Annotated in this window: 20 protein-coding genes and 1 riboswitch; of the genes, 5 read left to right on the plus strand and 15 right to left on the minus strand. The window is 39.4% G+C overall.

Annotation, left to right across the window (positions count from 1 at the left end; all coding sequences use genetic code 11):
* Positions 1–21: 21 nt before the first annotated feature.
* The 5 genes from RMB06_RS15780 to RMB06_RS15800 all read right to left on the minus strand — a co-directional run bounded on the left by RMB06_RS15780 (position 22) and on the right by RMB06_RS15800 (position 9,335).
* Positions 22–432 carry a hypothetical protein gene (locus RMB06_RS15780; protein ID WP_214288313.1) on the minus strand — a complete coding sequence of 137 codons (411 nt, stop codon included), beginning with the start codon at positions 430–432 and terminating at the stop codon, positions 22–24.
* 169 nt (positions 433–601) lie between these two features.
* On the minus strand, positions 602–898 hold the full coding sequence (locus RMB06_RS15785) for a hypothetical protein (protein ID WP_060465879.1): 297 nt from the start codon (positions 896–898) through the stop codon (positions 602–604).
* A 101-nt stretch (positions 899–999) separates the two neighbouring features.
* Entirely contained in the window at positions 1,000–1,341 is a 342-nt protein-coding gene (locus RMB06_RS15790) for a hypothetical protein (RefSeq protein ID WP_068614940.1), read from the minus strand.
* Positions 1,338–6,128, minus strand: a complete 4,791-nt coding sequence (locus RMB06_RS15795; protein ID WP_311080285.1) for an RHS repeat-associated core domain-containing protein — start codon at positions 6,126–6,128, stop codon at positions 1,338–1,340. Before RMB06_RS15795 ends, RMB06_RS15790 begins: the two co-directional genes overlap by 4 nt.
* A 9-nt stretch (positions 6,129–6,137) precedes the next feature.
* Entirely contained in the window at positions 6,138–9,335 is a 3,198-nt protein-coding gene (locus tag RMB06_RS15800; RefSeq protein WP_311080287.1) for a type VI secretion system Vgr family protein, read from the minus strand.
* A gap of 144 nt (positions 9,336–9,479) precedes the next feature.
* Here RMB06_RS15800 and RMB06_RS15805 point away from each other — a divergent pair, with 144 nt between their 5' ends.
* The 3 genes from RMB06_RS15805 (at position 9,480) to RMB06_RS15815 (ending at position 11,799) form a co-directional block, all read left to right on the plus strand.
* Positions 9,480–9,878 carry a hypothetical protein gene (locus RMB06_RS15805; RefSeq protein WP_069140239.1) on the plus strand — a complete coding sequence of 133 codons (399 nt, stop codon included), beginning with the start codon at positions 9,480–9,482 and terminating at the stop codon, positions 9,876–9,878.
* Positions 9,879–9,973: 95 nt separating this feature from the next.
* Positions 9,974–10,918, plus strand: coding sequence for an ABC transporter permease (locus RMB06_RS15810; RefSeq protein WP_069140238.1), 945 nt, complete (start codon positions 9,974–9,976; stop codon positions 10,916–10,918).
* The gene (locus tag RMB06_RS15815) at positions 10,918–11,799 is read left to right on the plus strand and encodes an ABC transporter ATP-binding protein (protein WP_069140237.1); all 882 of its coding nucleotides are present in this window, start codon (positions 10,918–10,920) and stop codon (positions 11,797–11,799) included. Before RMB06_RS15810 ends, RMB06_RS15815 begins: the two co-directional genes overlap by 1 nt.
* A 50-nt stretch (positions 11,800–11,849) precedes the next feature.
* On the opposite strand, the gene RMB06_RS15820 is transcribed toward RMB06_RS15815, so the two are convergent.
* The 4 genes from RMB06_RS15820 to RMB06_RS15835 are packed head-to-tail and all read right to left on the minus strand — an operon-like array spanning position 11,850 to position 15,255.
* Positions 11,850–12,872 (minus strand): ABC transporter substrate-binding protein, encoded by a 1,023-nt coding sequence (locus tag RMB06_RS15820; RefSeq protein ID WP_069140236.1) that lies wholly within the window; start codon positions 12,870–12,872, stop codon positions 11,850–11,852.
* Complete coding sequence (gene atzF, locus RMB06_RS15825; RefSeq protein WP_069140908.1) at positions 12,869–14,680, minus strand: allophanate hydrolase; 1,812 nt, start codon at positions 14,678–14,680, stop codon at positions 12,869–12,871. Before atzF ends, RMB06_RS15820 begins: the two co-directional genes overlap by 4 nt.
* A 10-nt stretch (positions 14,681–14,690) precedes the next feature.
* The gene (locus RMB06_RS15830) at positions 14,691–15,125 is read right to left on the minus strand and encodes a CopG family ribbon-helix-helix protein (RefSeq protein WP_069140235.1); all 435 of its coding nucleotides are present in this window, start codon (positions 15,123–15,125) and stop codon (positions 14,691–14,693) included.
* 4 nt (positions 15,126–15,129) lie between these two features.
* A complete protein-coding gene (locus tag RMB06_RS15835; protein WP_001000627.1) occupies positions 15,130–15,255 on the minus strand; it encodes a hypothetical protein in 126 nt (41 codons plus the stop codon).
* Positions 15,256–15,546: 291 nt separating this feature from the next.
* On the opposite strand from RMB06_RS15835, the gene RMB06_RS15840 reads away from it, so the two are divergent.
* A complete protein-coding gene (locus tag RMB06_RS15840; protein ID WP_069140234.1) occupies positions 15,547–17,406 on the plus strand; it encodes an AAA family ATPase in 1,860 nt (619 codons plus the stop codon).
* An 11-nt stretch (positions 17,407–17,417) separates the two neighbouring features.
* Here the strand turns inward: RMB06_RS15840 and RMB06_RS15845 are convergent, their stop codons facing one another.
* Positions 17,418–17,789, minus strand: a complete 372-nt coding sequence (locus RMB06_RS15845; protein ID WP_069140233.1) for a helix-turn-helix domain-containing protein — start codon at positions 17,787–17,789, stop codon at positions 17,418–17,420.
* Between the two features lie 92 nt (positions 17,790–17,881).
* Here RMB06_RS15845 and RMB06_RS15850 point away from each other — a divergent pair, with 92 nt between their 5' ends.
* The gene (locus RMB06_RS15850; protein WP_001196261.1) at positions 17,882–18,418 is read left to right on the plus strand and encodes an NAD(P)H-dependent oxidoreductase; all 537 of its coding nucleotides are present in this window, start codon (positions 17,882–17,884) and stop codon (positions 18,416–18,418) included.
* A gap of 39 nt (positions 18,419–18,457) precedes the next feature.
* On the opposite strand, the gene uca is transcribed toward RMB06_RS15850, so the two are convergent.
* The 5 genes from uca to RMB06_RS15875 all read right to left on the minus strand — a co-directional run bounded on the left by uca (position 18,458) and on the right by RMB06_RS15875 (position 26,138).
* The gene (gene uca, locus RMB06_RS15855; RefSeq protein ID WP_069140232.1) at positions 18,458–22,063 is read right to left on the minus strand and encodes an urea carboxylase; all 3,606 of its coding nucleotides are present in this window, start codon (positions 22,061–22,063) and stop codon (positions 18,458–18,460) included.
* Between the two features lie 2 nt (positions 22,064–22,065).
* Positions 22,066–22,719 (minus strand): urea amidolyase associated protein UAAP2, encoded by a 654-nt coding sequence (locus tag RMB06_RS15860; RefSeq protein ID WP_000217380.1) that lies wholly within the window; start codon positions 22,717–22,719, stop codon positions 22,066–22,068.
* A 15-nt stretch (positions 22,720–22,734) separates the two neighbouring features.
* On the minus strand, positions 22,735–23,475 hold the full coding sequence (locus RMB06_RS15865; RefSeq protein WP_069140231.1) for an urea amidolyase associated protein UAAP1: 741 nt from the start codon (positions 23,473–23,475) through the stop codon (positions 22,735–22,737).
* A gap of 28 nt (positions 23,476–23,503) precedes the next feature.
* A riboswitch (guanidine-I (ykkC/yxkD leader) is annotated at positions 23,504–23,599 on the minus strand.
* Between the two features lie 186 nt (positions 23,600–23,785).
* Positions 23,786–24,949 carry a zinc-dependent alcohol dehydrogenase gene (locus RMB06_RS15870; RefSeq protein WP_017402877.1) on the minus strand — a complete coding sequence of 388 codons (1,164 nt, stop codon included), beginning with the start codon at positions 24,947–24,949 and terminating at the stop codon, positions 23,786–23,788.
* Positions 24,950–25,187: 238 nt separating this feature from the next.
* Positions 25,188–26,138, minus strand: coding sequence for a 3-hydroxyacyl-CoA dehydrogenase NAD-binding domain-containing protein (locus RMB06_RS15875; protein WP_282462993.1), 951 nt, complete (start codon positions 26,136–26,138; stop codon positions 25,188–25,190).
* Positions 26,139–26,278 lie beyond the last annotated feature (140 nt).

A 26,278-nucleotide genomic window follows, 5' to 3' on the forward strand; every position in this document is an offset into this window, starting at 1 on the left:
ATAAATCTATTAACACCTCTACTAATTATTTAAAAATTCAATTTTGATTTTTTCAAAATTTTCAATAGGAATGACTACTTTAAAACTTCCTATAACTTTAAAAAAAGTTTTAAATTTACTTTCTCTCAAACCATATCCACTGCTATTACCTTCTCTCACTTCATACATAAAATCACCAAAATCTGTAGAAGGAATATAAACTCCATTTTTTACATTTAGTGTATCTTTTATATTTTCAATAGATAAAAAACATATACCATCACTTTTACTCGAGAAACTACTAAAAAAGTTTTGAAAAGGAAAAGTGATACGGATAATTTTATCAAAATAATCATGAGCTATAGTCAACATAATTTCATGTTGATCACAACTCAAATCCAATAACTTTGAATTATCGCTGTTTTTAATTATCTCTAATAGACTGATCGACATCCTCAAGTCCTTTCATATTTACTATAAAAGCTATTTACCATATCTGAACTTTCAATTGTGCATATAAATAAAATATTGAAATTACTTGATTACTTACAATTTCATCTTATAGAATTTTCATAAAAAACTAATAAAGATTTTTATGAGTTAAAAAATATAAATTTAGTCTCTATTCTTCCTTCCATACATCTTCGTAACCCTGTTTATCTATTACAAATCTAAACCCTTCTTCTAACGCCAAATAAGGAATAACTTCGGGAAGATAGTTTTCTAAATGAGATATATGTATTGGTTTAAAGAAATCATCATCTTCAGAAAATTCTCCACAATAAAAAAACCATGAAATATTTTCCCCTTCCTCTAGTACATTACGTATACCTGTAATTGGTATTTTTCCTAATGAATCCAAAGCTACAGCAACCATTTCATTCTTTGAAGGTTGAACAAACTTAGAATTAAATTTCATACAATTACACTTTTGTACATCTATTACTGAGTTCAAAAAATTCTCTGCTTTTTTAAATTAAATTCAAAAAATCACCAAGTAATACAATATCAATCATTAACCTAAAATTCACCTTCCTTAATATTTTTCATGGACTCAATATTTCCCCATTCATACTTAAACTCAATAAGCCCATCCAATTTAGTTTTTATAGAAAATATATTTTTTTCTATAAAATAACTTTCAATAATATTTGAAAAACTTATATTTTTAATTAACAACTCATCCACTCCAATAAAACTAATATCTATATATAATGAAAAATCTTCCTTCTTAAATACAAATCTAATTTCAAGAGTCGGATCATTATTAGAAATTATAACTTTAGTAATTTCTATATTTTGACAATCTAAATTATGACTTCTTAAAGCCATTGGATTTAACAAATTAATTCTTTCTATCATTTACTATTCCTGCAATCAAAATAAAAATGATCATCCATTCCGTCAACCGTACCCGTACGTGTATTTTCAGCGGGTCTAACATTATGATGGGACGGTTGATTACCTTTTCCATCTGCTTCACCAAAATCATGTCCAGCTGAATGATCCTGAATTACAATTTCTTTTCCTTTAACATTATATGTCAACTCTCGAGTCATTATTGGCATATTATTCTGATTAAGAATTCTTTTACCATTTTTGTCTGTTAAAGGAACCATTTTTTGCCTAATAGGTTGCTGGCTCATTGGAATACCTAGTTTTTTCCTAATATCTCTTAAACTTGCTCTTCTATATTTACTACAAGTTAAACCTAACAGATCAACCCAATTATTAGGATTCGGTGCATACGCATAAGCATTTAATCCACCGAATAAACCAATCGGATCTTTGGAAATAAAACGTCCAACATAAGGCGAATAATAACGATAACGGTTGTAATGAAGTCCTGTTTCCTCATCAAAATATTGACCTTGGAAACGGATATTATTGCTAATAATTTCTGAATTTTCAAAGAAATCTGATTTAGCCTGTTCTACCTTACACTCACCCCAAGCTTTATATTGAGCTTTCCAGACAATGGCGCCTGTCTGGTTACTCATTTCTTGCGGTGTGCCTAAATGATCACAGTGATAGAACCATACATCATCAAAACCTTGGCTTTGTTTTACCGTATTCCACAATGGGTCTTTATAAATACTATATGTTTTTTCTGTCCAGTCTTGGGTTTGATGTAGTTCAATTGAGTGATGATACGCCGCCTGCAACAAAGGCACGAAACTATCTTTTTCGTAGAAATAGTGTTTTGTTAAATCAGCACTAGATTCATACGCTAAAGTATCACCATCCCAACCATAAATAATGTTCTGTTCTTGTCCATTATGATGATGCTTACTTCTTTTTTGAATACGTCGGCCTAAAGCATCATAGCGATATTCTGCCGTATATTGATTGTTTCGACTACGAACAAGACGCCCCAATACATCCCACTCAAGATTTAAATCACCTTGTGATGACTTTTGTCGAATCAGCTGCCCAAAAGCATCATATTGATATTGCTGGTCAATATATTCCTGCACGATGTTATTAACTAAGCGGTTATAACCAAGACCTTTTTCAGTGGCAGTGTGCTGTGAGGATTGCTCTTTGGTACTGTTATATCGATCTAGAATATTACTTGCCGGGTCAAAATTAAAAGTCTCTTTGCCAAGCTTACTGGTTGCCTCTAATAAACGCCCAACAGGATCATATTTATAGTGAATGGTTCCACGACGAGTATCCTTAATGAGCGTTAACTCACCTGTTTTATCGTAGTGATATAAGCGTTCAATCAATTGGTTGGTATGCTGGATAGCATTATTTTTAGTTTGGGCCTGATAACCTTTGTCATGCCCATTCAACATTAATTGCTGAGTTAAGCGGCCTACTTCATCATAACGTTGTTGTTGGCTAAGACCATTTGCATAGTGGCGTAATGTCTCTCTATGTAAATCGTCACGTTCAAAGCTAACAACATCTTCACCATTTAAAGCTACGCCATAGACATGCCCACTTCCATAAGTGAGCCAATCTACTTTCTGCCCATCTGGGCGGATGGTTGTAGTTCGATTATTTAATTCATCATAGACATGTTTCCACACAGCAGTTTTCTGAGTCACAACGTCTTGATGATGTTCTTTAACTAAATTGCCTGCTGCATCATAAAACCATTGCAAGTTAGTTTCTGCATTTTTAGCTTGAACTAAATGACCTAGGCCATCATAAGAAAATTCTTCTGTTTGCTTTTCTTCAAGCTCTTGCCCTTGATAACCATACCCTGCTGTACGTTGTTCTAAACGTCCCATGCTGTCAAAAATAAATTGCTGAATACGGTCTTTAGGTGCAGCACGATCTTTGAAATCTTGACCATAGGCAGAAGCGACCTCAATGCTACTAGTTAAACGACCATTATATTCATCGTACGTATAAACAGTTTCTTTGCCATCAAAATCAATTTCTTTTACTAATCTACCCGCCGCATCATAGACAAACTCGTAACTTGCGCCATTTTCATTAGTTAAACGTTTTAAGCGACTCAAGCGGTCCCATTGATATTTTAAGGTTTGATTTAATGGGTCAATACGCTTAGTAATTAAACCAGCCGCATCATATTCATAACGTGTCTGCTGGCCTTTAGGGTCAATATGAACTAATAATCGGCCTTCTTCATCATGAATAAAATGCTCTTCAGCTCCATCAGCGTGTTTAATTTTCTCGAGTTGTCCAAAAGCATTCAGCGGTAAGCCTTTTGCTAGAGGCTGTCTTGGTTCAGCAGTTAATTCCGTATAGAAATATTCAACTTTTTGCTTTAAAGCATTTTCAATAAATTTGACACGCCCGCGATCATCATAATGCCAGCGCGTTTCTTTACCAGAACAATCCGTATAAGTAACCAAGTTCCCTTGATCATCATATTTAAGTGTCTTCTTACCGCCTTTAGCATCTTTAATGGAGGTTACCAATCCCATCGCATTATAGGTATAGGCTGTTTCATGCTTCAGCGGATCAGTTTCTTTAATTATATTCCCTGAAGCATCGTATTCTTTAAACCAACGCCCCTGTTCAGCATCAACAAAACCAGTCAGATTATCTTTTTCGTCATATTCATAATAAAAGGTTGAGCCATCAGCCTGAACCATACTTAAGACATTACCGCGTTCGTCGTAGGTATACGATGTTTCTGTTCCATCTGTAGCAATATGCGATGTTATATTTTTTGCTTGGTCTCTAAAGAACCATTCTTGCAAATTGTCTGGATAAATAATTCGATAGGTATAACCCGTAATACCATAATAGTATTCAGTCACGTTACCATCGATATCCATGACTGAAGTTACGCGAATGTTTTCATCCCAATCTAATTTAGTCGCAGAGCTATAATCATCAGCCCATTCCTCTATAGCCTTAGAGCTTGGTAAATTTCCATCCCACTTTAAGTTCATTCCTCTTTGAGTAAGATCAGTATAACGAGTCAATAAGTGGGCTTGGTATTGATATTCATAAGAAGCAGCAAACTCATTGGTTGCCTTAATTAAATCGCCTTGCTCGTTATATTGATATGCTGATAGTTGTCTAATGAGTTGACCATCTTCAACCAACCAAGCTGCAACAACTTTTTGCACATCATTAATTTGTAATGCAACATGCGCCAGTGTTTGTTGTTGCTGTTTAAATATAATGTCGGATAAATAGCTATCACCATTTTCTAATTCATGGTCATAACGCAGCCCAATACTAAATCCATTTTGACGTTCAATGGAGACTAAACGAAACTCATTTTTATATTTTTGATAGAAGCGAGTTTCTGAAACACCATATGAAATTGCTCTAATTTCAGGTGAGACAACTGTATAAGTAAAAGTTTCTACTTCATCATAGTAACTCTGCCCAACTTTTAGCTCTGGTAAGCGAACAGGACGGCCATCGCTGCCAATATACTCCCAGCCCTCTTGCTCAATCGGTTCTTTAGGTTCATTAATGTTGTAACGAGAACAACGAGCAATCTTGGTTGTAAAAGGTGTAATCCACCGCGCTCCGAAAATCGATTGATCATACTGATATAAGTTTGATACATACGTTCTCGAAAATTGCTCTATCAATAATGGATGAATTTGTGCATCGGTATGATTTAAAAATTCAGTACCCATGGCAAAGGTAATCGATCGTTTAGTCGCCCCCCCTTTACAGTTTTTACATGCATTCGCATTATGAGTCGCAGCATGTTCAGTATTTGCCTTTTCTAACTTATCATTCTTCTTGTCATGTCTAACTTGTGTGGTTTGGGTTGGCTTAACTTGGCCGGAGGCTTTTTTTCTAAATCTGGCATTACTTAAACGTAATATTTCAAATAACCAGCCAATTGTTTGCGGCTGCGCTGTATTTCCCAAGCCCTTAATTTTAGTATTGGCAGTGATACCAATTTTATTAATCGTTGCACCTACATTTAATATCGGCTGCTTTAGATGTGCAGGAACTAAAGAGGTAACAACTTTAGCATTCGAGTTTGCTCCTGTTTTAATAAGAGCTTTTCCCAAGTTTTCGGTCATGTAAACCAAGTTTTTTCCAGCTCGTGTTAAGTCACCACTTTTTATTCCTTTAATAACACCAGCAGCTTGCTGTTGAGCTCGATTTGTATTTGACCCCGCATTTGTAAATACTTGGCCTTTTGTTACAACTCGAACAATACCACCATTAATTTGTGTTGTGGCATTTTGAACGGTTCCACCACAAGTGGCTAAAATTGAATTTAACTGTTGAAGGCCTGTTTTACAGAATTTATCAATTTGTCCCGCAACCTGATCATTTAAATGATTGGAGATCACTACGATAACTGCTTCTCCCAAAGCAGCTTTACCCACACGTTTAACTTCTTGACGGACTAGAAACAGGGCTGGACGAGCAGACATACGAATTGCTGTTGTTCCTGGTACAGGTGCAATCCCAATAAGGTCAATACCCATTGTGGACCAATCCATAATATCGGCATTTTGAAAACCTTTATCGTAGATATAACAAATGTCGGAGACCACATCGATAGCAGCCATCACATTTCCAATAATTGGAACTGTCCCCATTACACTGGTTAGCAAGTCTAATGTCACAATTTGATGTGTATGACTCTTTAACCAATTATCTATCTTTTGTTTTGAATGACTAACATCCTTAATAGCAACTTCTGTTAATGGCTTAACAACTTCTGTTTTTCCAGACATTTTCTTTCTCTATGAATTCTTTTTAAAAGGACTTTGCAAATATTGAGGAAGCGCGTTAGTCAGCAAACTACCGCTATCAACAGAACTTAATTTGCTGAAGTCATTTATTTTCTGAATTGAGGCAAGATCAATATTGTTCCCTATTTTTTTACCTACTTCTGAAATAGGTAAAAAGCTTTTCACTTGATCAGTCACTAATCCCTGCGCCTCTGTTTTTAATATTGGCATTAAAGCCTTTGCTCCTTCAGATTTTATGCTTTGTGCAGTTTGAATATTTTTCATAATATTCGCAGGATTGGTTAATTGTTTAGATAATTCACCAAGTTTGGACTGGGCTGTTTTACTCATTTGTGCAATTAAGGAATCTGATTGCTCATTATCCGCATCATTCTTATTTGGCCACTCAACTGGACGTTTAAAGTCACTTGCTGCATCCCAAGGATCACGGTGATCTGGTTCAAAGAAGACTTTTACTGCACCTGTTGCTAAGCCAGAAACTCTTGCAAATCCCTTATCATCCAGCTTGCCAGTGACTTCTTTTCCTAAGTTATCGACAACCGTATAGCTTCCACCTTTAACAAACTCACCATGCGCATAATCGTGGATGAGTTCTAAATTTCCGGGGCTCCGTTTTGGCGGAGGCGGTAGTGAAGAACTAAAATTCGCACTTCCTCCCCCCATAAACAAATGCTGCCCAGCCTTCACCTCAAACTTGCCACCAGTGACAGGGAAAATTCCCGAGCCATTAATCTTGATTTGAGATCCACCCGCCGTGATAACGATTTCTTTAGAAGCACTAATTTCAATTTTGTCTTCACTTGAAATAATCTGAACCGCTTTACGGGCAATTAAATCGGCTCCATCACCTTGAGCCTGTATCTCAACTTTACCTTTACCTGCATACAGTCTTGCCCCTTCTTGAGCAGCAAAAAGGCTAATCTTGTTTTGAGCGTGTGCAATCAGGTTCTTTTGGGTAGATAGGTTAATACTGTCTCCAGCAGTTTGGCTTAACTGAGCATCGGCGCTGAGGTGAATGTCTTCATTACTGGCTAGAGCAATACTTTTAGGTGCAGTTAGTATCATCAAGGCTTGCTTAAAAGCGGCAGCTTTGTCTTGATCTTTTTCTTCAATTTGCTCTATGAACGTTTTTAAGTTCTCAAGAACTTCCAATGGATCAGTTTGCTGCTTTTTAGCAACTTCACTGAGTGCCTTGGCATTGTTAAGACCGCCTTCTATTTGTTGTTTGGCCTCATTTGCATCGAGGTGTACACCTTGAGCTTGGTCTTGTTTGTGAGTACTCACGAGTAAACCACTGCCAGCTCGAACTGCGCCCCATTGGTCTGTTCGTAGCTCAAAACCTTCACCACGACCATCACTTTCCGCCTTATCTTTTGGATGGCTTAAGTTACCCAAGTTGAGTTGGCTGGCTGCATGGCTACTTTGTAGCTGGGCACTGATCTGGCCTGTGGTGTCATCAAAACGGAGTTGGTTAAAGCCTTTGCCGTCAACTTCTTCGGAACGAATACCACTGAGCTTTTTAGTGTCAGGTAACTGGCCTTTCTGATCGAACTGAGTTGGGTGACGTTCAGCTTCATGAATACGCCCCACCACAAACGGGCGGTCAATGTTGCCGTCAAAGAAATCGATGACAACGATCTCACCCACGCGAGGCAAGAAGCGTGCGCCATAACCGGCGCCCGCCCAAGGAGTCAGCACATCTACCCAAGCCGAGTCAGTGTCATTGTCGTTACTGCCTGCCCCACCGTCATGGCTATGGTCATCAGTTCGGGTAAACAGGAAGCGGACTTTAATGCGTCCCCACTGATCGACATGAATGCTTTCGCCTTCCAGTCCCACCACTCTAGCGCGCTGCGGGTAAGCTGCTGGTCGGTGCTCTAGCGGGTGATATTCAGGCACCGCTTTAATATTGCGACGAACCACGTTCAGCTCAGCATAGTGGCGCTGCTCAGGGTTTTGGCTGTCGAGTTGGGCTGCCTTGAGCTTGTCTTTTGGTAATAAGTGCTCAAGTTGCTGTTGTAATTCTTTCGGTAAATTATTCTGGTTATAGTAATGCTTGCTTAAGATTAAGAATTCTTTATCGGCACTATCATGTTGGTCGAGTTCAGGATGGTCATTGAGTTCAAACCAGTAACCCACCTGTGCATCACGGACATTACCCGAAACGGTAAACTGTTTCGAACTCAGGTGATGGTAAGCATTAATATGTTGGTTAAGCTGTTCAATCTGGCTATTGCCTGAAGCTGTAGCTTGGTCTTCGCCTTTTAGGTCCTGCATCCAAGCAGGGCTAACATGCCATGCATCTTCAAGGTTTAGGCTGGCATTGTCATAGTGTTCGCTGTGCTTTTGCGTGCCTTGTACGCTGCCGCTACCTTCTTCTTGTTGTAGGGCATCGGCTTGCCAGCGTTGCACATGAACCGAAGTCGATTGTAAGCGGCGCTCTGCCTTGACTTGAGTAATGGTATCAAACTGTTCTGTCGCACTGCTGCGTTGGTAGCGCAGGCTACGACGTTCAAGTGCCTGATAGTTTTGGTTATCATCAATTAAACGCAGTACTTGTGGCTGAATGGACGCATTCGGATCCACTACTAAAAGCTGTGATTCATCGACTAACCAATTAATACCTTCACTACGCCACAAACGGGTTAAAAAGTCATAATCGCTTTCGTTTGACTGCATCACAAATGGACGCACATCGTAGTCTTTGGTTAACCCAGATGTGTCGAGTGTTAAGCTTGCGGCAAATAACGGGCTTTTACCCTGCCATTCTTTAAATAGAATTTCGCTAATATCTCGCACGCTTTTGTTCATAAACACGCGGCTATTACGGCGTTTATGCCAGAGTGCAGTTGGGTCTTTTAAAGTAAGGTTATAAATGGTGAGTGAGCCGTCACTTTGCCCTTGGCTTGCTTCAGTAATAATGCCCGTGGTTCTAAAAAACTGCCCCATGTCAGTGACTTGATCGACGGCAACCTGACAGCCAATAAATTGTTTTAATGCAATATGTGCGTTGGTCGATAGACACAGTAACTCAGCAACGCTACCTTGGTTGAGGGTATGTTCGCCCTCGATGCGTTGCAAGAAGACTTGATTGTTTAATGATGCGTTGGAAAATTGCACATGAAGAACGCGGTTCTGTGCGACCAACCCTAAACTATCTAAAATTTGAAATATTTTATGGGACATCATTATTATAAAAACTGAGTCATATTCATCGATATTTTATAAAAAACAGACAGAATTGTCTATTTATATAAAATAGCTTATCTTCCCTTAACTTACATACTTTTTAGTTTATCTAAAACAAAGGTAAGGTTTTAAAGGAGAAAACCCATGTCTAAACAAATGGATCAAGCCATTCAAAGTGTCATTGACCTACATGTTTTAATAGAAAATGTATTTACAGGAAAAAATGCAGAGCAAAGTCTGAGTCCGCTTTTAGATAGCTTTGATCAAAATTTTAAGATGGTTACGGTTCAAGGTCGGAGTATTGGCTTAGCCGAAGTTAAAAACTTATTTAGTCAAAATATTGGAAAGAAGCCTTCTTTAAAAATCGACATTATTAAAAGTGCAGCTTTATACGAATTTGAAAATTATTGTTGGGTGCAATATCAGGAACATCAGCAAACTGATGAAACCGAGACAGTACGTACCTCTACGGCCTGCATTAGAGTAGAAGATAAAAAATGTTCTTGGGTGTATTTACATGAAACTTTAGTTCCCTCGTCTTAAGTCATCTAGAGCACCATAAAGATGGCACCCATTTTGCTTAACAATATTACGTTTTATGAAAATCGTAATACTGATCAAAATGGGGAGCTCTCGATATGGGTTATGTTGCAAAGGAATTTACGCGAAAGAACAAGCTGATTCTCAGTATTTGTTCTTTCGTTATTCCAATATGTCTTTGGTGCGCAATCAGTTACTTACCTTTTGTTTGGCATCCTCAAGTACAAATCACGAGTTCGGGAAGTGTTGCTTACCTACAAGTAGGAAGTCGCATTGATAAAAATGTGTTCTATCTCGAAGCACAAAATGCAGTCAATCGAGATTCTGCACCACCACAAGGTATTTTAGTCAATCCAATTTATTTACCCGCTCCCCATGAAGTCGCTAAGGCTTTGGTGACTGCATTTACTACGCCACCTGAACAACCTGATTCACCATGGTTTCATCAAAGTTTATGGCACAGTATTAAACTGGTATTTTCAGCTTTTTTTATCTCTTCATTGATTGGGATTCCACTGGGTATTTTGTGTGGTTTTTCTAAGCGAATATCCCTGTTAACAGAACCGTTTGTCGAATTTTTCCGTTACTTACCCGCTCCCGCCTTTGGTGCACTTGCAGTAGCAATTTTAGGGATTAATGATGCGCCTAAAATTGCCATTATTGTGATTGGGACGCTATTTCAGCAAATTCTCATTATTGCCAATACCACACGAATGGTAGATCGAAGCTTAATTGAAGCTGGCTATACGCTTGGTACCAATAAGCTCAAAAGTTTATTTCACGTGGTGATTCCTGCGGCCTTACCTGATATTTACCGCGACTTACGTGTGCTATTGGGCTGGGCTTGGACCTATTTAATTGTTTCGGAGTTGATTGGCACGACTTCAGGTATTACGTGGTTTATTACCCAACAGGCTCGCTATCAAAACTTTGACAACGTCTATGCAGCTATTTTGATTATTGGGGTGATTGGTCTGGTCTGTGATTGGTTATTAATGAAGTTAGGTGAGCGGATGTTCACTTGGAAAGTAGGAGCAAAATAATGAACGATTCAACATTTAACGCGCATGAATACTTTCAAAAAATTTATGAACGTCCTGTGATTTTAGAAGCTAAACAACTGAGCCAAGTCTTTAAGCATGGTCACAGCGAACGCACTGTTTTAAATAAGCTCGATTTAAAAATTCACAAAAGAGAATTTATTTGTGTGATTGGCCCTTCTGGCTGCGGTAAGTCAACACTGAGCCGTGTTATTGCAGGTTTAGACCCATACCATAGTGGAGAAATTTTAGTAGACGGCGAATGCATTACGGGACCTTGTCCTGAACGCGGCATGGTATTTCAGGGCTATACCCTTTTCCCGTGGAAAACTGTAAAAGAAAACGTGATGTTTGGTCCGCAAATGCGCGGCGCTAGTCAAATGACAGCCGAAGCTCAAGCACGTGAATGGATTAATATTATTGGTTTGGAAAAATATGAAAATCAGTATCCGCACCAACTTTCTGGCGGTATGAAACAGCGCGTTGCGATTGCTAGAGCTTTGGTTAATCAACCTAAAATTTTACTCATGGACGAACCTTTTGGTGCACTCGACCCGCATACCCGTCAAAAAATGCAAAAGCACTTGATGGATTTATGGCAAAACATTGATATCACCATTATTTTTGTGACCCATGACATGGATGAAGCCATTTTACTGGCAGACCGAATTGTGGCACTCAAAGCCAACCCTGGTGAAATTAAGGAAATTATTGAAGTTAATTTGCCGCGTCCACGCTCACTCGACTTAATGAGCACACCTGAGTTTAAACAGCTCCGTTCACGGGTAGATTATTTAGTTCACGCTGAAGAAGATGAGCTTGACCCAGCTTTACAAGATTTACCAAAAATACCGCGTATGACTCAGGTCAGTACAGAAAAATAAGAAAGACATTAAAAAGCCCAAGTTGAACTTGGGCTTTTTATTTATTTGGCTTATTTGAGCTGTTCTATGAGTGTTGGATAAATCAGCCCATCTACATTTTGTTCAGTTTTATAAATACCATTTTCGACATTAAATTTATTGACGTGATAGGTCGAGCCATAAATCGAGTCAAAGCCTTGAGATTTAGCAAATACTTTCTTATTGGCGTTGATATCTAATAAATGCGTACCGCTGACCATCAACTCATATTGCTTTGGATCAACCCCTGAACGGTTTGCCATAATTTTAACTGCATCGGCATGGGTTGCAGGGTCATTAATATATTTAACTGTTTTGTCCCACACCTGAATGACTTTTTTCCATTCTTCTTGATGAGCAGTTAAATGGCTCATGTTGACGGTCAAGGTGTCATAAATTAAACCCGGCTTGTCTTTAGAAGTATAAATAATTTTAGAGCCTGCCACTGCTTTTAATGCCTGACCTGCAACAGGTTGCCAAACAGCAATCGCGGAAATATCGGGGCTATTAAATACTTGAGGTAATTGATTCGTCGCTGAATTTACCAGCTTTACCTCATTCGCTTTAATGTTATGGTCGGTTAAAGCTGTCGCTAGTAAAAGATGATCAACCAAGCCTTTTTCAACACCAATTGATTTTCCTTTTAAGTCTTGAATGGTGTTAATGCCCTCTTTTGCAATGATGACATCATTACCCGCCGAATAATCTGTTGCCATGATCATCATGCCTTGCGTACCGCCAGAAGCGGTTACCAAGTTATCGCCATTGGTGACCAACACAGCATCGAGTTGATTTGCCGAAAAAGCTGAAAGAGAAGCCGAATAATCAAACCACTTAAACTCTACATTTAACCCTGCTTCTTTTAGCCAGCCTTTTTCAATAGCCACTTGCCAAGCCACCCAGCCCGGCCAATCACTATATCCAATGGTAATTGGTTTTGTATTTGTGGCTGCCTGAGCATCTTGTTTAGCCTCGGGCACTTTAGCGGTATTGTCACACCCACCCAATACAACTGCCGATAAAATAGATACGGATAACAACGCTTTTTTAATCATATAGAAACTTCCCCAACATTTTTACTGACAACACTTTGAGCGGTTTGATTGAGTGACTGTATATAGGCTCGCCAGCCTCCAAAATGGCTAATATCGGTTGCATCTTGAATGGCATACGCTTCGCAAATAAAGCCTTTGACCCATGTACCATCTTTTAATTTCAGGTTCCCAATACCAAGTGGTGCAGGTACTTCAGCCACAATGGCTCCAAAATTTGCTAAGGGAACATCCCACACTTCAACTTCAATTGAAGTACCTGCTGCATCGCATTGCAGCCCCGGCTTTGGTGGCGTGGTATTTTTTAAGGCAAAAAGTTTATAAGTGTCTGCGGTCTGAGTTTTCTTAAGCAAAGTGGCATTACGGCTAGTGAGCTGAAAATTAAGCGGCATCCCTGTTAAGTGTGCTCCGACTACAGCAAGCTGCACTGAATGATTCGATTGGATTTCTAGACTTTTTTGATAATGCTGAGTTGATTTACCTAAACTCAGCGATGTTTCGGCTTGCCAAAGCTGCGCAAAATTGACGAGTGCCTGATCGTGCCAAGCTGGTGCAATAAAGGTTACGCCGCTTGGTAGGCCGTCTTCACGGAGTACGTTAGGTAAAGCTAAAGCCGAAAGATCAGCAAAATTGACAAAGTTGGTATATGCCCCCATGTGTGCATTTTTAGTCAACGGGTCGGCTTCAACTTCGGCAATGGTATAAATGGTTGGTGCTGTCGGAACCATCAATGCATCAAAAGGTTGTAATGCCAAATTAATTTTTCGAGCCAGAACGGCACGGTTATATTCGGCTTGAAGTGCATCTGTTGCCTTGAATTTATCTGCCTGCGCAATAATTTGAGCAATGACTGGATGAGCCTTTTCACGTGTTGTCATACGTTCAACGGCGGCTGTTCTTTCAGCTACCCATGCATCGTTATACAGTGCGGCAGCAAGCTCATTAAACGCACTGAAATCAATACTCTCAACTTCATAGCCCAGTTTTTTAACGCGCTCAATTGCAACTAAAAAAGCTTTTTCAGATTCAAGATCACCATAAAACTCAAGCTGAGCTGGAATAGCTATTTTTCGTTTAGAAAACTGAGTCGGTACATTGGCTGGATGCACTCGTGAATATTCATCTGTTTCATCGTAGCCCTGCATTAAACTGGCAACTGTCCAAGCATCATCAATATGTAGCGCAAAAATAGAAATGACATCAATGGTTCGACATGCAGGAATTAAACCTGTGGTAGAAAACCAGCCCTTTGTCGGCTTAAGACCCACAATATTGTTATGGCCCGCAGGAACACGCCCTGACCCCGCCGTGTCTGTCCCCAAACTAAAAGGCACAATACCATTGGCAACCACCACTGACGAACCAGAGCTTGAACCACCACTAATATATTCAGGGTTAAAACTATTTTTTACTGCGCCATAGGGAGAGCGAACGCCAACCAGCCCAGTCGCAAACTGATCGAGATTGGTTTTACCAACCACAATTGCCCCTGCTTTTTTCAGCTTGGCAACTACGGCAGCATCTTGGTTCGCTAAATATTGAACCTCTTTACAGGCAGCGGTAGTGTGAAAACCAGCAACATCAATATTGTCTTTAACGGCAAACGGCACACCATATAGAGGTAAGTCAGCAACATTCTGGTCTTGTAAAATATCAATTTGCGATTGAATCTGCTCGTTCGATGCAATTTCAATCCACGCATGATCATCATTTTTAATTTCTGCAACATAGCCAATCAAATCTTCAAGATGGATTTGCCCATTTTGATATGCTGTTTTCCAGTCTTGAATAGTCCATAAATTTTTCAACACGCTACTCCATTTAGTCATTTTGCTGTATCGGCGGCATCACGGCATCCATTAGTTCTAAATGCCCTTTAATTACCCCTTTCAGCACAATAAATTGCTGGCTAATTTGTCTGAGCTCAGAACTCGCGCCCTGCATTAACATGACTTGCAATATCTTTTCTTGGTCGAGCTGGATATGAAGTGAGCTAATCACTTGTGCTAAAAACTGTTGCTGTAAATCGACCAATTGATTACGCAAGGTCATTTGGCTTGCGTCATAAAGCAGCGTCAAGGTGCCCACCATGACTTCATTGGCCTGCGCCTGCTCTGCAATCAAGTGTTTATTAATCATGTCGACAATCGCTTGCGAGCGACTTTCATAGTTCTGCTCGACAATTTTTTGGTCGAGTGCGTTGAGGGTCGTTTCAGGTACAGTAATACTGATTCGAGCCAACTTTTGTTTTGCCACAGTCTTATCCTTTTGTTTTAGGCGGCTGATTGTTTTGCTTGATATATACACCTGCACGTACGCTAAGCAATTCGACTAAAAAGGCTTTTAAGGATTGCTTTGGTTGAACCACGGGTTTTACATCGTTCATATCACACCTCTAGCTTGGTATTACCAAATTCAATTTTTGTATTACTAATATGAGATGCAGAAAATGTGCCAGTTTTTAAGCGTCATTTTGATGGGTTTGATGGATATTTATGAGTAATTTTTGGGCAGAAAAAAGCCCCATGCACAGGCATGGGGCTAAATTAATAAATCAAGCTAAACAGCATATTTAATTTTAGAAGTATAAAATTTTTATAAAATAATTTAACTAGATAGAAATAGTATAAATTTTAGGCTAGATTAATCTAACAATAAATAATGAAGTCAAAATCATATGGAATTAATTTCAATAGTTTTGGAAAACTTTAGGGGCTATCATTTAAAACATACAATTTTAATTGATGAATGCTTAACAGGAATTATAGGAAAAAATGATGCTGGTAAGTCCACAATATTTGAAGCCTTAGATATTTTTTTTGAAAATTCAAGTTTTGAGAAAAATGATCGGTGCATCTTTGCTACAGAAGAACAAAATACTTCTATCACATGTGTATTTAAGAACTTCCCTGAAAGTTTAAGTTTAGATGCCACTTCTCAGACTACTTTAGAAAGTGAATATCTTTTAAATAATGATTCATTTCTAGAGATCAAAAAAACTTTCCGTGTAAATCAAAAAATCACAACCGAAGTTTCAATTATCGCTAATTATCCATCAAATCCTGATCTAAATAGTTTAATTACACTTAAAAATGCTGAGTTAAAAAGCTTAATAAAAACTAAAGGTTTAGATATTACTCAAGTAGATGACCAGCGCTCTAATACCTGCTTAAGAAAGTTTCTTTTTTCTTCCGAGACTCTAACTTTCCAAACTAAAGAAATTTCACTGAACAAAGAAGATGCAAAAAACTTATGGGAAAATATAAAAAGTTTTTTACCTATATTTGCATTATTTAAGTCTGATAGAAACAGTAGCGATCAAGATAGCGAAGTTCAAGATCCAATGAAATTAGCAATAAAAGCAGCTCTTTCTGAAATTCAGCCCAAGTTAACTGAAATACAAGAATATATACGAACAAATGTAGAAGATGTAGCAAAGAGAACGTTAAATAAACTTGGGGAGATGGATTCAAACCTAGCCAAGGATTTGATACCTAGTTTTTCTAAAGACCCCAAATGGGATTCAATTTTTTCTATGACTTTAACATCAGAGTTAGGAATACCAGTTAATAAAAGAGGTAGTGGTGTCCGTAGACTAATTTTATTAAATTTCTTCAGAGCTGAGGCTGAAAAAAAATTCAAAGAAGCTAGAAATAGGTCAATAATATATGCAATTGAAGAACCAGAAACATCACAACATCCTAATTATCAAGAAATGCTTATCAAGGCATTATTAGAATTATCTCTATCTCCCAAAACACAAATTTTAGTTACAACGCATACACCAGCATTAGCAGGTTTATTACCGCTGGCAAGCTTACGTTATATCAATAAAGTTGATAAAAATCACATTATAGAACATGCAGATACAAATCAAATATTAGATAAGATTAGTCATGATCTAGGAATACACCCTTTTGGCTCGATAAATGATACACAATGCAAAGGCTACATATTTGTGGAGGGAGTATCCGATGTTGTATTCCTAAAACATATCTTTTCAAAATTCGCAGAAAATTCTCTTATTCAAAGAGATTATATTACAGCGAGGGATATACAGTTATTAATAAGCGGTGGCAGCGATAATTTAAAACATTGGGTAAATTACAAATTAATTGAAACGCTTCAAAAACCATGGGCTGTATTCTTTGACTCAGACAATGATGGGCAGAACTGTGATAAATATCAGAAGAATATAGAGACTCAAAAAAGATATTCACATGTTGTCTTCCATCTAACGAAAAAAAGAGAATGTGAAAATTATCTTCATAAAAATGTTATTTCGCGCATAACAAATGGAGAAGTTGTTTTTTCACCTAATGATTATGCTGATCAGAAGGTCTTATTACATACCGAATTAATAAAATATATTGCAGTTAAAAAAACTAATTTAATTGAGAAATTATGGCACACCACCACTTGTGAGGAAATTATTGAAAGTTGTACAGATGTAGATGGAAACAATGAATTTCTAGAGTTTATTAACCGTATAGAAACACATTTTAGTTTGCATGAAGATTCTAAAAAGACCGCTTAAGCGGTCTTTTTTTATTTGTTCTCTACACTATAAGTAGAACCAATCATCGTATGTGCCCATACCGATAAAGACTCTAAAACAGGCCTAAAAGACTGACCTAATTCAGTCATTTCATACACCACCTTAATCGGTGCTTTTTCACCATAAACGGTTCGAGATATTAAGCCGCTTTGCTCTAGCTGTTTAAGTTGGAGGCTTAAAGTCATTTCTGTGATGGTTGGCATTAATTGATTGATTTCATTAAAGCGTTTTGGCCCATCTTTTAAATAATACAAAATAACACCTTTCCATTTTCCACCCACCAAATCCATAGCCATACTGATATGACATGGATAGGTTTTTCCATTCATGGTGATTTCACATTTATTTTCAGTATTCGCCATTTTTAACGCCACCTATCAACTTTGATAGTTATTGTACACCCATACTATAAAAATTATAGTGACTATGATTTTTATAGCTACAAGGCATTATTATGGCTTTACTTATTTTGGCTCATCCCTACTACGCTCAATCAATTGCAAATAAAACGATAGTGAATGAACTTATAAAAACCTATCCGGACCTTGAAGTCCGAGATATTTTTCAGCTTTATCCAGACTATAAAATTGATGTAAGTGCTGAACAAGAAGCCTTGTTACGCCATGACACCATCATTCTGCAATATCCAATGTTCTGGTTTAATATGCCGGCAATTTTGAAGTTATGGTTTGATGAAGTTTTTACTTATCAGTTTGCTTATGGCTCTCAAGGCGACAAATTAAAAGATAAAAAAGTCATTATTAGTATGACGGTCGGGCAAAAAGAAGCCGATATGGTGAATGACCGAGAAAACTTAGCGGATAGTTTTTTAAAAGCGGTTCAATATTCAATTCAATATACACAAATGCAGTTAAGCGCCACTTACTTGCTTTATGACGTTTCGCCTTTATCAGGTAATCCAGAGTCGAAAATTAAATTAGAGGCAGTTGAACATGGTCATAAAGTATTAAAGCATTTGACCGAAGCATAATAAAAAAAGAGAGCATCAATATTGATGCTCTCTTTTGGTTTAAGCGACAGGTGCCAAGGTAAATAACACTTGTCCTGTTTTTACGGTTTGCCCTTTTTCAATGGTAATGGTTTCTACCTTCATACGTTCCGGCGCAATAATTGGAATTTCAATTTTCATTGCCTCAATGACTGCAAGGGTTGCACCTTCTTCAACAATATCCCCCGATGCGCATTCGATTTTCCAGATTGACCCCGGCATGTGTGATTCGACTGTACAGCCTCCTTCAGGGATCACCACGGTTTCGCCATCATCTACAGCATCTAGGCTTTCAGAAATATATTCTTGCAAGCCTGCTTCATGCCAACGGCGGCGTTCAGCCTCGAAATTGGCTTGTTGCATATCTTTAAAGGCTTGAATGCTGTCTTGATGTGTTTTTAAAAATTCGTTGTATTCTTTTAGGTTGAGTACGCCCTCTTCAATGCGAAGTTTTAAACGACCCGCCTTGAAGTCTTCACGCATTTGCAGAAGTTCAGTCTCAGAAACTTCATAAAACTTCACTTGGTCAAAAAAGCGTAATAACCACGGTTTGCCTTGTTCAAAGTTAGCATTTTTACGGTAACGGCTCCACATTTGAGTGGTACGACCAACAAACTGGTAGCCACCCGGCCCTTCCATACCGTACACACACATATAAGCACCACCAATGCCCACAGCATTTTCAGGTGTCCAAGTTCGTGCAGGGTTATATTTTGTGGTGACTAAACGTTGGCGTGGATCGAGTGGCGTTGCAACGGGTGCCCCTAAATACACATCGCCTAAACCCATTACTAAATAGTTCGCACTATAGACCACATCTTTAACTGCTTGCTTAGAAGCTAAGCCATTAATACGACGAATAAACTCGACGTTATCTGGGCACCACGGTGCATCTGGACGAACAATTTGTGTGTAGCGCTCGGTGGCAAGTTGAGTTTGTGAATCTTCCCAAGCCAAAGGCAAATAGACAGTTCGTGAAGGCACCTGCATATTTTGAATGTCAGGTAATTCAGCTTCTGCCTGTTGAAGTTTCTGTAAAAGCTCCAGTTGATCGAGCAGAATTGAATCAAAATGAATTTGCAGTGAACGGATGCCCGGTGTTAAGTCGATAATGCCCTGAATGTTTTGATCTTTGACCCATTGCATGAGTGCATGAATACGGAAACGTAAATTCAGATCAAGTACTAACTCGCCATATTCCACCAATAAATAGCTATTTCCTGCTGGTCGATAGGTCACGCTTGGTAAATCAGATTCACCTTCTAAAATTGCTAAAACTGCATCTTTTAAAGTGTCTGGTTCTGCTTGAATGGCTGGATTAAAATTGATCTGAGTTGTATCAGTCGCGGTTACGCTTTGATGATATTTTTGATCGAGCGCTTTTGCTTGCGCATAACTGACTGGTACAAATTTGGCTTTATCGCCTGCTTTAAGTTGCCCGATTTTCCAAAGCTCGGAATGAATGACTACCGCAGGACAGACAAAGCCACCTAAGCTCGGACCATCTGGACCCAAAATAATTGGCATATCACCCGTAAAATCAATTGCCCCAATCGCATAAGCATTATCGTGAATATTGGATGGATGTAAGCCTGCCTCACCGCCGTCTTCACGTGCCCACTCAGGTTTTGGGCCAATTAAACGAATGCCTGTACGGCTTGAGTTATAGTGAATCTCAAACTCATTGGTAAAGAACGTATCAATATCTTGTTTGGTGAAAAAATCTGGTGCGCCATGTGGGCCATACATGACGGCAATTTCCCAGTTTTGGGTAAAGCTAGGAATTTGTGCTTGAGCTAGAGCTGTGGTCGATTGAGCGGAATATTCAGTAATCGGCAGCATATCGCCAATTAATAAATTACGGCCTGCATGCCCACCAAACTGCCCTAAAGTGAAAGTCGCCTGTGACCCTAAATAGTCAGGAACATCAAATCCACCTTTCACACCTATATAGCTACGGCAACCTGAACGGATAAGTCCACATTTTAAAACTTGGCCTTTTTTTACATTGACGGTTTGCCACATCGGCACAAGTTCGCCATCAAGTTTTGAAGGCATATCACCGCCCGTAATGACAATTTGGCTGTCGCAGTGAAACTTTAAGGTCGGCCCTTGCAAGGTGCATTCAAGACCTGCGGTATTTGGTTCATTGGCTAAAAGCTGGTTTGCTACAGTTAAACTGAGTGGGTCGATGGCACCTGATGGCGGCACACCAACATCCCAATAACCTAATCGACCTGTTACGTCTTGAATGGCAGTTTGAATGCCAGCCTGCAACACCTCAATTTTTTGAGTTTTCCATTCAAAGGTATTTAAAAATCGAGTGGTTTGAGTACCTAAAGCAAACACATCGCAAGCAATAATATTCTGTAAATATTCCAAATTGGTTTCAATGCCTGCGACTTGCGTGTTGGCAAGACTAGCACTCATTGCCTGTATGGCTTGGTCACGTGTTGCAGCAGTTACAATGATTTTGGCAATCATTGGATCATAAAAAGACGACACCGTTGACCCTGTTTCTACCCATGTTTCGACTCGTGCTTGCGGGTCAAATTTAACATGTGTAAGTAAGCCCGCACTCGGCTGGAACTGTTTAATCGGGTCTTCGGCATAAAGACGAACCTGAATGGAATGTCCTGTTGGCTCTAACTTTTCAGTCGGTGCTGACCAGTCACCGCTTGCCAAGGTAACCATCCACTCGACTAAGTCGACACCAAATACTTGCTCGGTCACGCCGTGCTCAACTTGTAAACGGGTGTTGACCTCTAAGAAATAAAATTCCTGGGTTTCGGTGTCCATGACGAACTCAACTGTGCCTGCCGAGCGGTAGTTCACTGACTGCATGAGTTGAATCGCAACTTTTTGCAAATACTCACGTTGCTGTTCATTCAAGTGTGGTGCGGGTGTTTCTTCAATCACCTTTTGATTACGGCGTTGTACCGAACAATCACGCTCACCCAACGCTAAAACTTGCCCTTTTCCATCACCAAAAATTTGCACTTCGATATGGCGTGCATGTTGTACAAATTTTTCTAAATACAAACCTGCATCTTTAAAATTGACCTGCGCTAAATAAGATACGGTTTGGTAGGCATCTTTTAATTCAGTTTCATTCCAGACCAGACGCATACCAATACCACCGCCACCCGCGGTACTTTTCAGCATGACCGGATAGCCAATACGAGCTGCCTCAAACAAAGCCTCGGCTTCATCGGCAAGTAGTGAACTGCCCGGAAGTAAAGGTACATTGCTTTTAATAGCCAGCTCACGCGCGGTATGTTTTAAACCAAAATCGAGCATTTGGCTTGAAGTTGGCCCAATAAAGGCAATACCTTGGCTTTCGCACAAATCACAAAACTCGGCATTTTCAGACAAAAAACCATAACCGGGGTGAATAGCTTCTGCTCCCGACTGTTTTGCTACTTCAAGAATCTTTTCAATATTTAAATAACTTTGATGCGCAGGCGCAGGGCCAATCAGAAAAGCTTCATCGGCCAAAGTCACGTGTAACGAATCACGGTCGGCTTCGGAGTAAACTGCAACCGAAGCGATCCCGAGTTTCTTAAGGGTGCGAATGACGCGACAGGCAATTGCACCGCGGTTAGCAATCAGAACTTTTTTAAACATGCTTACACCCCTTCCGCTTCACGGACAACCAATTGAATTTTGGTTGGGTTATAGGCATTACATGGGTTATTGAGCTGAGGACAATTGGAAATTAAAACAATTAAATCCATTTCCGCCCGAACTTCGACATATTTACCCGGGCCTGAAATTCCGTCATCAAATTTAAGCTGGCCGTCTGGCGTAACAGGCACATTCATAAAAAAGTTAATGTTTGGGCCAATATGACGGACATTTAAGCCATGCTTTTTTGCAATCGGATGTTTTGCCAAGGCATACATAAAATTGTTACGGCAACTATGCATAGGATACGTTTCATGTGCATAACGAACCGTATTACTTTCACATGAACAGGCACCACCAATGGTGTCATGGCGACCGCAGTTATCATCATGAATAACGGCAATTGGACGACCAAAGTTACTATAGAGCTTGGTGCCCTTTTCTAAATAAATCTGTTGGTTGATAGCCAAAGTGTCCATTGCGCTATAACGCTCAGTCGGGTTTTCGGCACTCATAAACAAAGTATCGACCGCTTGGTTTCCCTCAAGGTCAATAATTCGAAAATATTGGCCCTTTTTAACCTCGCACATCCACGCTTCACCCGCAGGACAAACTTCATTTAAAACTGCTTTTTCAAATGATTGTAAAACTGTCATGATGCTTCTCCTGATTTAAATATTGCTAAGCGCGTAGTAGCGGGCTGTGTTTTGAAACGCACGCTGATTTTGTGAACACGCATCACGACAAATATCGTTGTCTGTTAGTGAATTGGCTTTAAATAAACTGAGTTGAATATCAGCAGGTTGATAGATTGGGCTGGTGTCTAAACCATGCGGCGCGGCAGATAAAAATAGTAGGCAGTCCATTTCAAAACGCAGTTCAATGATTTGATCGGTATTGTCAGAACTGACATATGACAAAGCGCCGTTTTCATCTGATACAACTTTAGAAAATAGGTTAACGGCGGCACTCAGGTCTTGGCTGGCAAGTCCGTATTTACACATTTCAATGAGTAAACTGTCTAAGCCGTTTTGGTACATATCATTGCGGGCATCTTGAAATGTGCGATGGCCGAATTGCTTTTCAATTTGCTCAGGTCGGCTTGGGCCACAAAGCGCATCATTCCAACCATGATCGTCATGAACAATGGAAGCCATCACACGGCCAAGGTCTGAATAGAGCACATTGGAAGCTTTTAAATAGGCGGTGTGTTGCCCTTTTAAACTGTCGGGCATGTTAAAACGCTCAAGCACATCGGCAGCATTTACACAAAACAAAGAAACATTTGCCTGAGCGCCAAGCGATGTAAATCTAAGAATAGTTCCTTTTTGAATACGACCCGACCAGTGATGTCCGCCGGGTAAAAGTTCGGTCCAAATCGCTTGATTGTTATGATAACTTGCAGTGTTCATAGCTACTCCTGTCGGATAGTTTTAGACTTCCTCCCGGGCTTTTATCCCTCCGTGTAGTTCGCTAGGAACCGTGAACTCTCGGTCCAGTCATACGTGAAGTATCGGAACCCTAGATCACTTTTGATTGTTTAAGACTATGCAAAGGACATGCCAGCTTAGTATTACGTTTTTGGTTAAAAGTAATACCAAACTTGAGCCGTTTAGGTGCGATTTAAGTTCAAAAATAAAAAACTGCATTCAAAATTGTGCACTTCAAAATAAAAAAGCCCCTTTTACGAAGAGGCTTAAGACTAAATTATAAGAGAGCTTATTAAGGAAGCAGAATCACCTTACGGCAGTCCTCTTCTCTTTCATTAAAAATACGATAACCCTCTGCGGCATCTTCTAATTTCATTCGATGGGTAATAATCGTTTCAGGTGTTAATTCGCCACGCTCAATCAATTCCAAGAGTTGCGGCAAATATTGATGCACATGGGTTTGTCCCATTTTAAAAGTTAAGCCTTTATCAAAAGCATCACCAAATAAGAAACCATGAATCGGGCCTGCGTATACACCTGGTACGCTGACCACACCACCACGGCGAACCGCCGCAATGCATTGACGCAGTGCTGCACCACTTGAACCTTCAAGTTTTAAATTGGTTAGGACTGTTTCAATCACACTGCCTTTTGCCTCGAAACCAATTGCATCAATCACCGCATCGACACCGCGGTAATTGTCGGTATGTTGAATAATAAATTCGGCCGCATCGACTTCATCAAAATTAACTGGAATGGCACCGTATGTTGCCGCTGCATAGTTCAATCGATAGTCATTGTGATCGACCATAAATATCTTTTCAGCACCAAGCATCTTGGCACAAGCAGCGCTTAACAGTCCGACTGGACCAGCACCATAAATTGCAACGGTCGAGCCACGTTTCACTTGGGCATTGGTCACGGCTTGCCAAGCAGTCGGTAAAATATCAGTCAAGAAAAGTACTTTTTCATCTGACAGTGAAGTTGGCACTTTAAAAGGGCCTTTATTGGCTTTTGGCACACGCACATATTCTGCTTGCCCGCCCGGTACACCGCCGTAAAGATGGCTATAACCAAACAAAGCTGCGCCTGGTGGAATCTGCTTTTTATTAATAATTGCGCCGCGCCCTGTATTCGTGGTTTCGCAGGCAGCAGTTAGGTCAAGTTGGCAAAAGAAACATTCGCCACAGGCAATCACAAAAGGAACAATGACACGATCACCCTTTTTGACTGCGGTGACAGCTGGGCCGACCTCTTCAACCACACCCATAAATTCGTGCCCAAAGATATCACCCTGTTCGGTTCTAGGGATTTTGCCTCGATATAAATGTAAATCAGAGCCACATATCGCTGTGGCAGTCACGCGTAAAATAATGTCATCTGGTTCTTGAATAATAGGGTCTGCTACTGTTTCTACTCGAACATCTTCTGCACCGTGGTAAGTTAGAGCGCGCATATTGTTATTCCTCTATTTTCTATCATGTCCTTTGATTATGAGGAGGCTTTCTTTACGGTTTGCAACGATTCTTACTTTTCACGTAAGGCATATAGTTCAAATGCAACGCGATAGGAATTTCAGTAACATTTAATGAATCTAGGATTGTTTCAGCTAGGAATGTTTTTGTTATTTACCCCAACAAAAAAAGCCAATCATCTCTGCAATAAAATGATTGGCTCTATTCTAAGATTTTGAATTAATCTAACTTAAGTTGTTGTCTGAGCTTTAAGATATCGACCAGACCTTTATCTCTGGTTTCATATAAATCGATATCTTTATATTGTGTTAATAGCTGATTGGTTTGTGCTTCCAATAACTCTGTTGTCTCGTCTGAATGTTGAAATGCGTGCATATCATTCCACCATTCTGTCATTGGTGGGCCTAAATGATGAATTGCTTCTTTAAAGCCCTTTTGGTTGGCAAGCTGCATATTAATGTAGGGGCCAAAGAGCGCCCATCTTAAACCCGGCCCGCTGGTAATCGCGACATCGACATCTTCGGCAGAGCACACGCCTTGTTCAACCAATGAAAAAGCTTCTCGCCATAGCGCAGCCTGCAAACGGTTTGCGACATGCCCTTTTACTTCTTTATTTAAAATAATTGGATTCTTACCCAGTTGTTTATAGAACTCAGAAGCCTGTTTTAAAATTTGAGGATCTGTCAAATTACCGCCAACGATCTCGACCAAAGGTAAAAGATGAGGTGGATTAAAAGGATGTCCTAATAAAATACGTTCAGGGTGCTGCGCCTCTTTTTGAAAATCAGACACTTTTAAGCCCGATGAGCTTGAAGCAATAATGGTATGTTCAGGACAATATGCTGTGATTTCTTGATATAGCTGTTGTTTCACATCGAGACGTTCTGGGGCATTTTCCTGAATAAAATCTACGTCTGAAACTGCATCTTTTAAATTATTAAAAATTTCCAGATGAAGCAGTACATCTGCTAGAGAATATGTGTGTTCAGCGTTTTGATCCAAAGCCAATAAATCATTTAAATTTGCAGATATTCTTTTTTTAAAGACCGCTTCATCTATAGGATACGGGTCGTAAACATTAACTTTAAATCCTTTATATAAAAATAAGGCCGTCCAACTTGCACCTATTACACCTGCTCCAACAACACCAACCGTTTTAATGACTTCCATATTTTCCTCGTAGAAATGTTGTTTTATCCGAAATTTCTTTACTCAATTGAATGCTAAATAAACATAGCAGATTCAACCAATCAATAAATTTAATTGTTTATATTTTATATAATTTGTCCTATATTCCTTAGCTTGAAAAT

It is taken from the genome of Acinetobacter sp. V104_13, assembly GCF_031798995.1.
GTDB lineage: Bacteria > Pseudomonadota > Gammaproteobacteria > Pseudomonadales > Moraxellaceae > Acinetobacter > Acinetobacter pittii.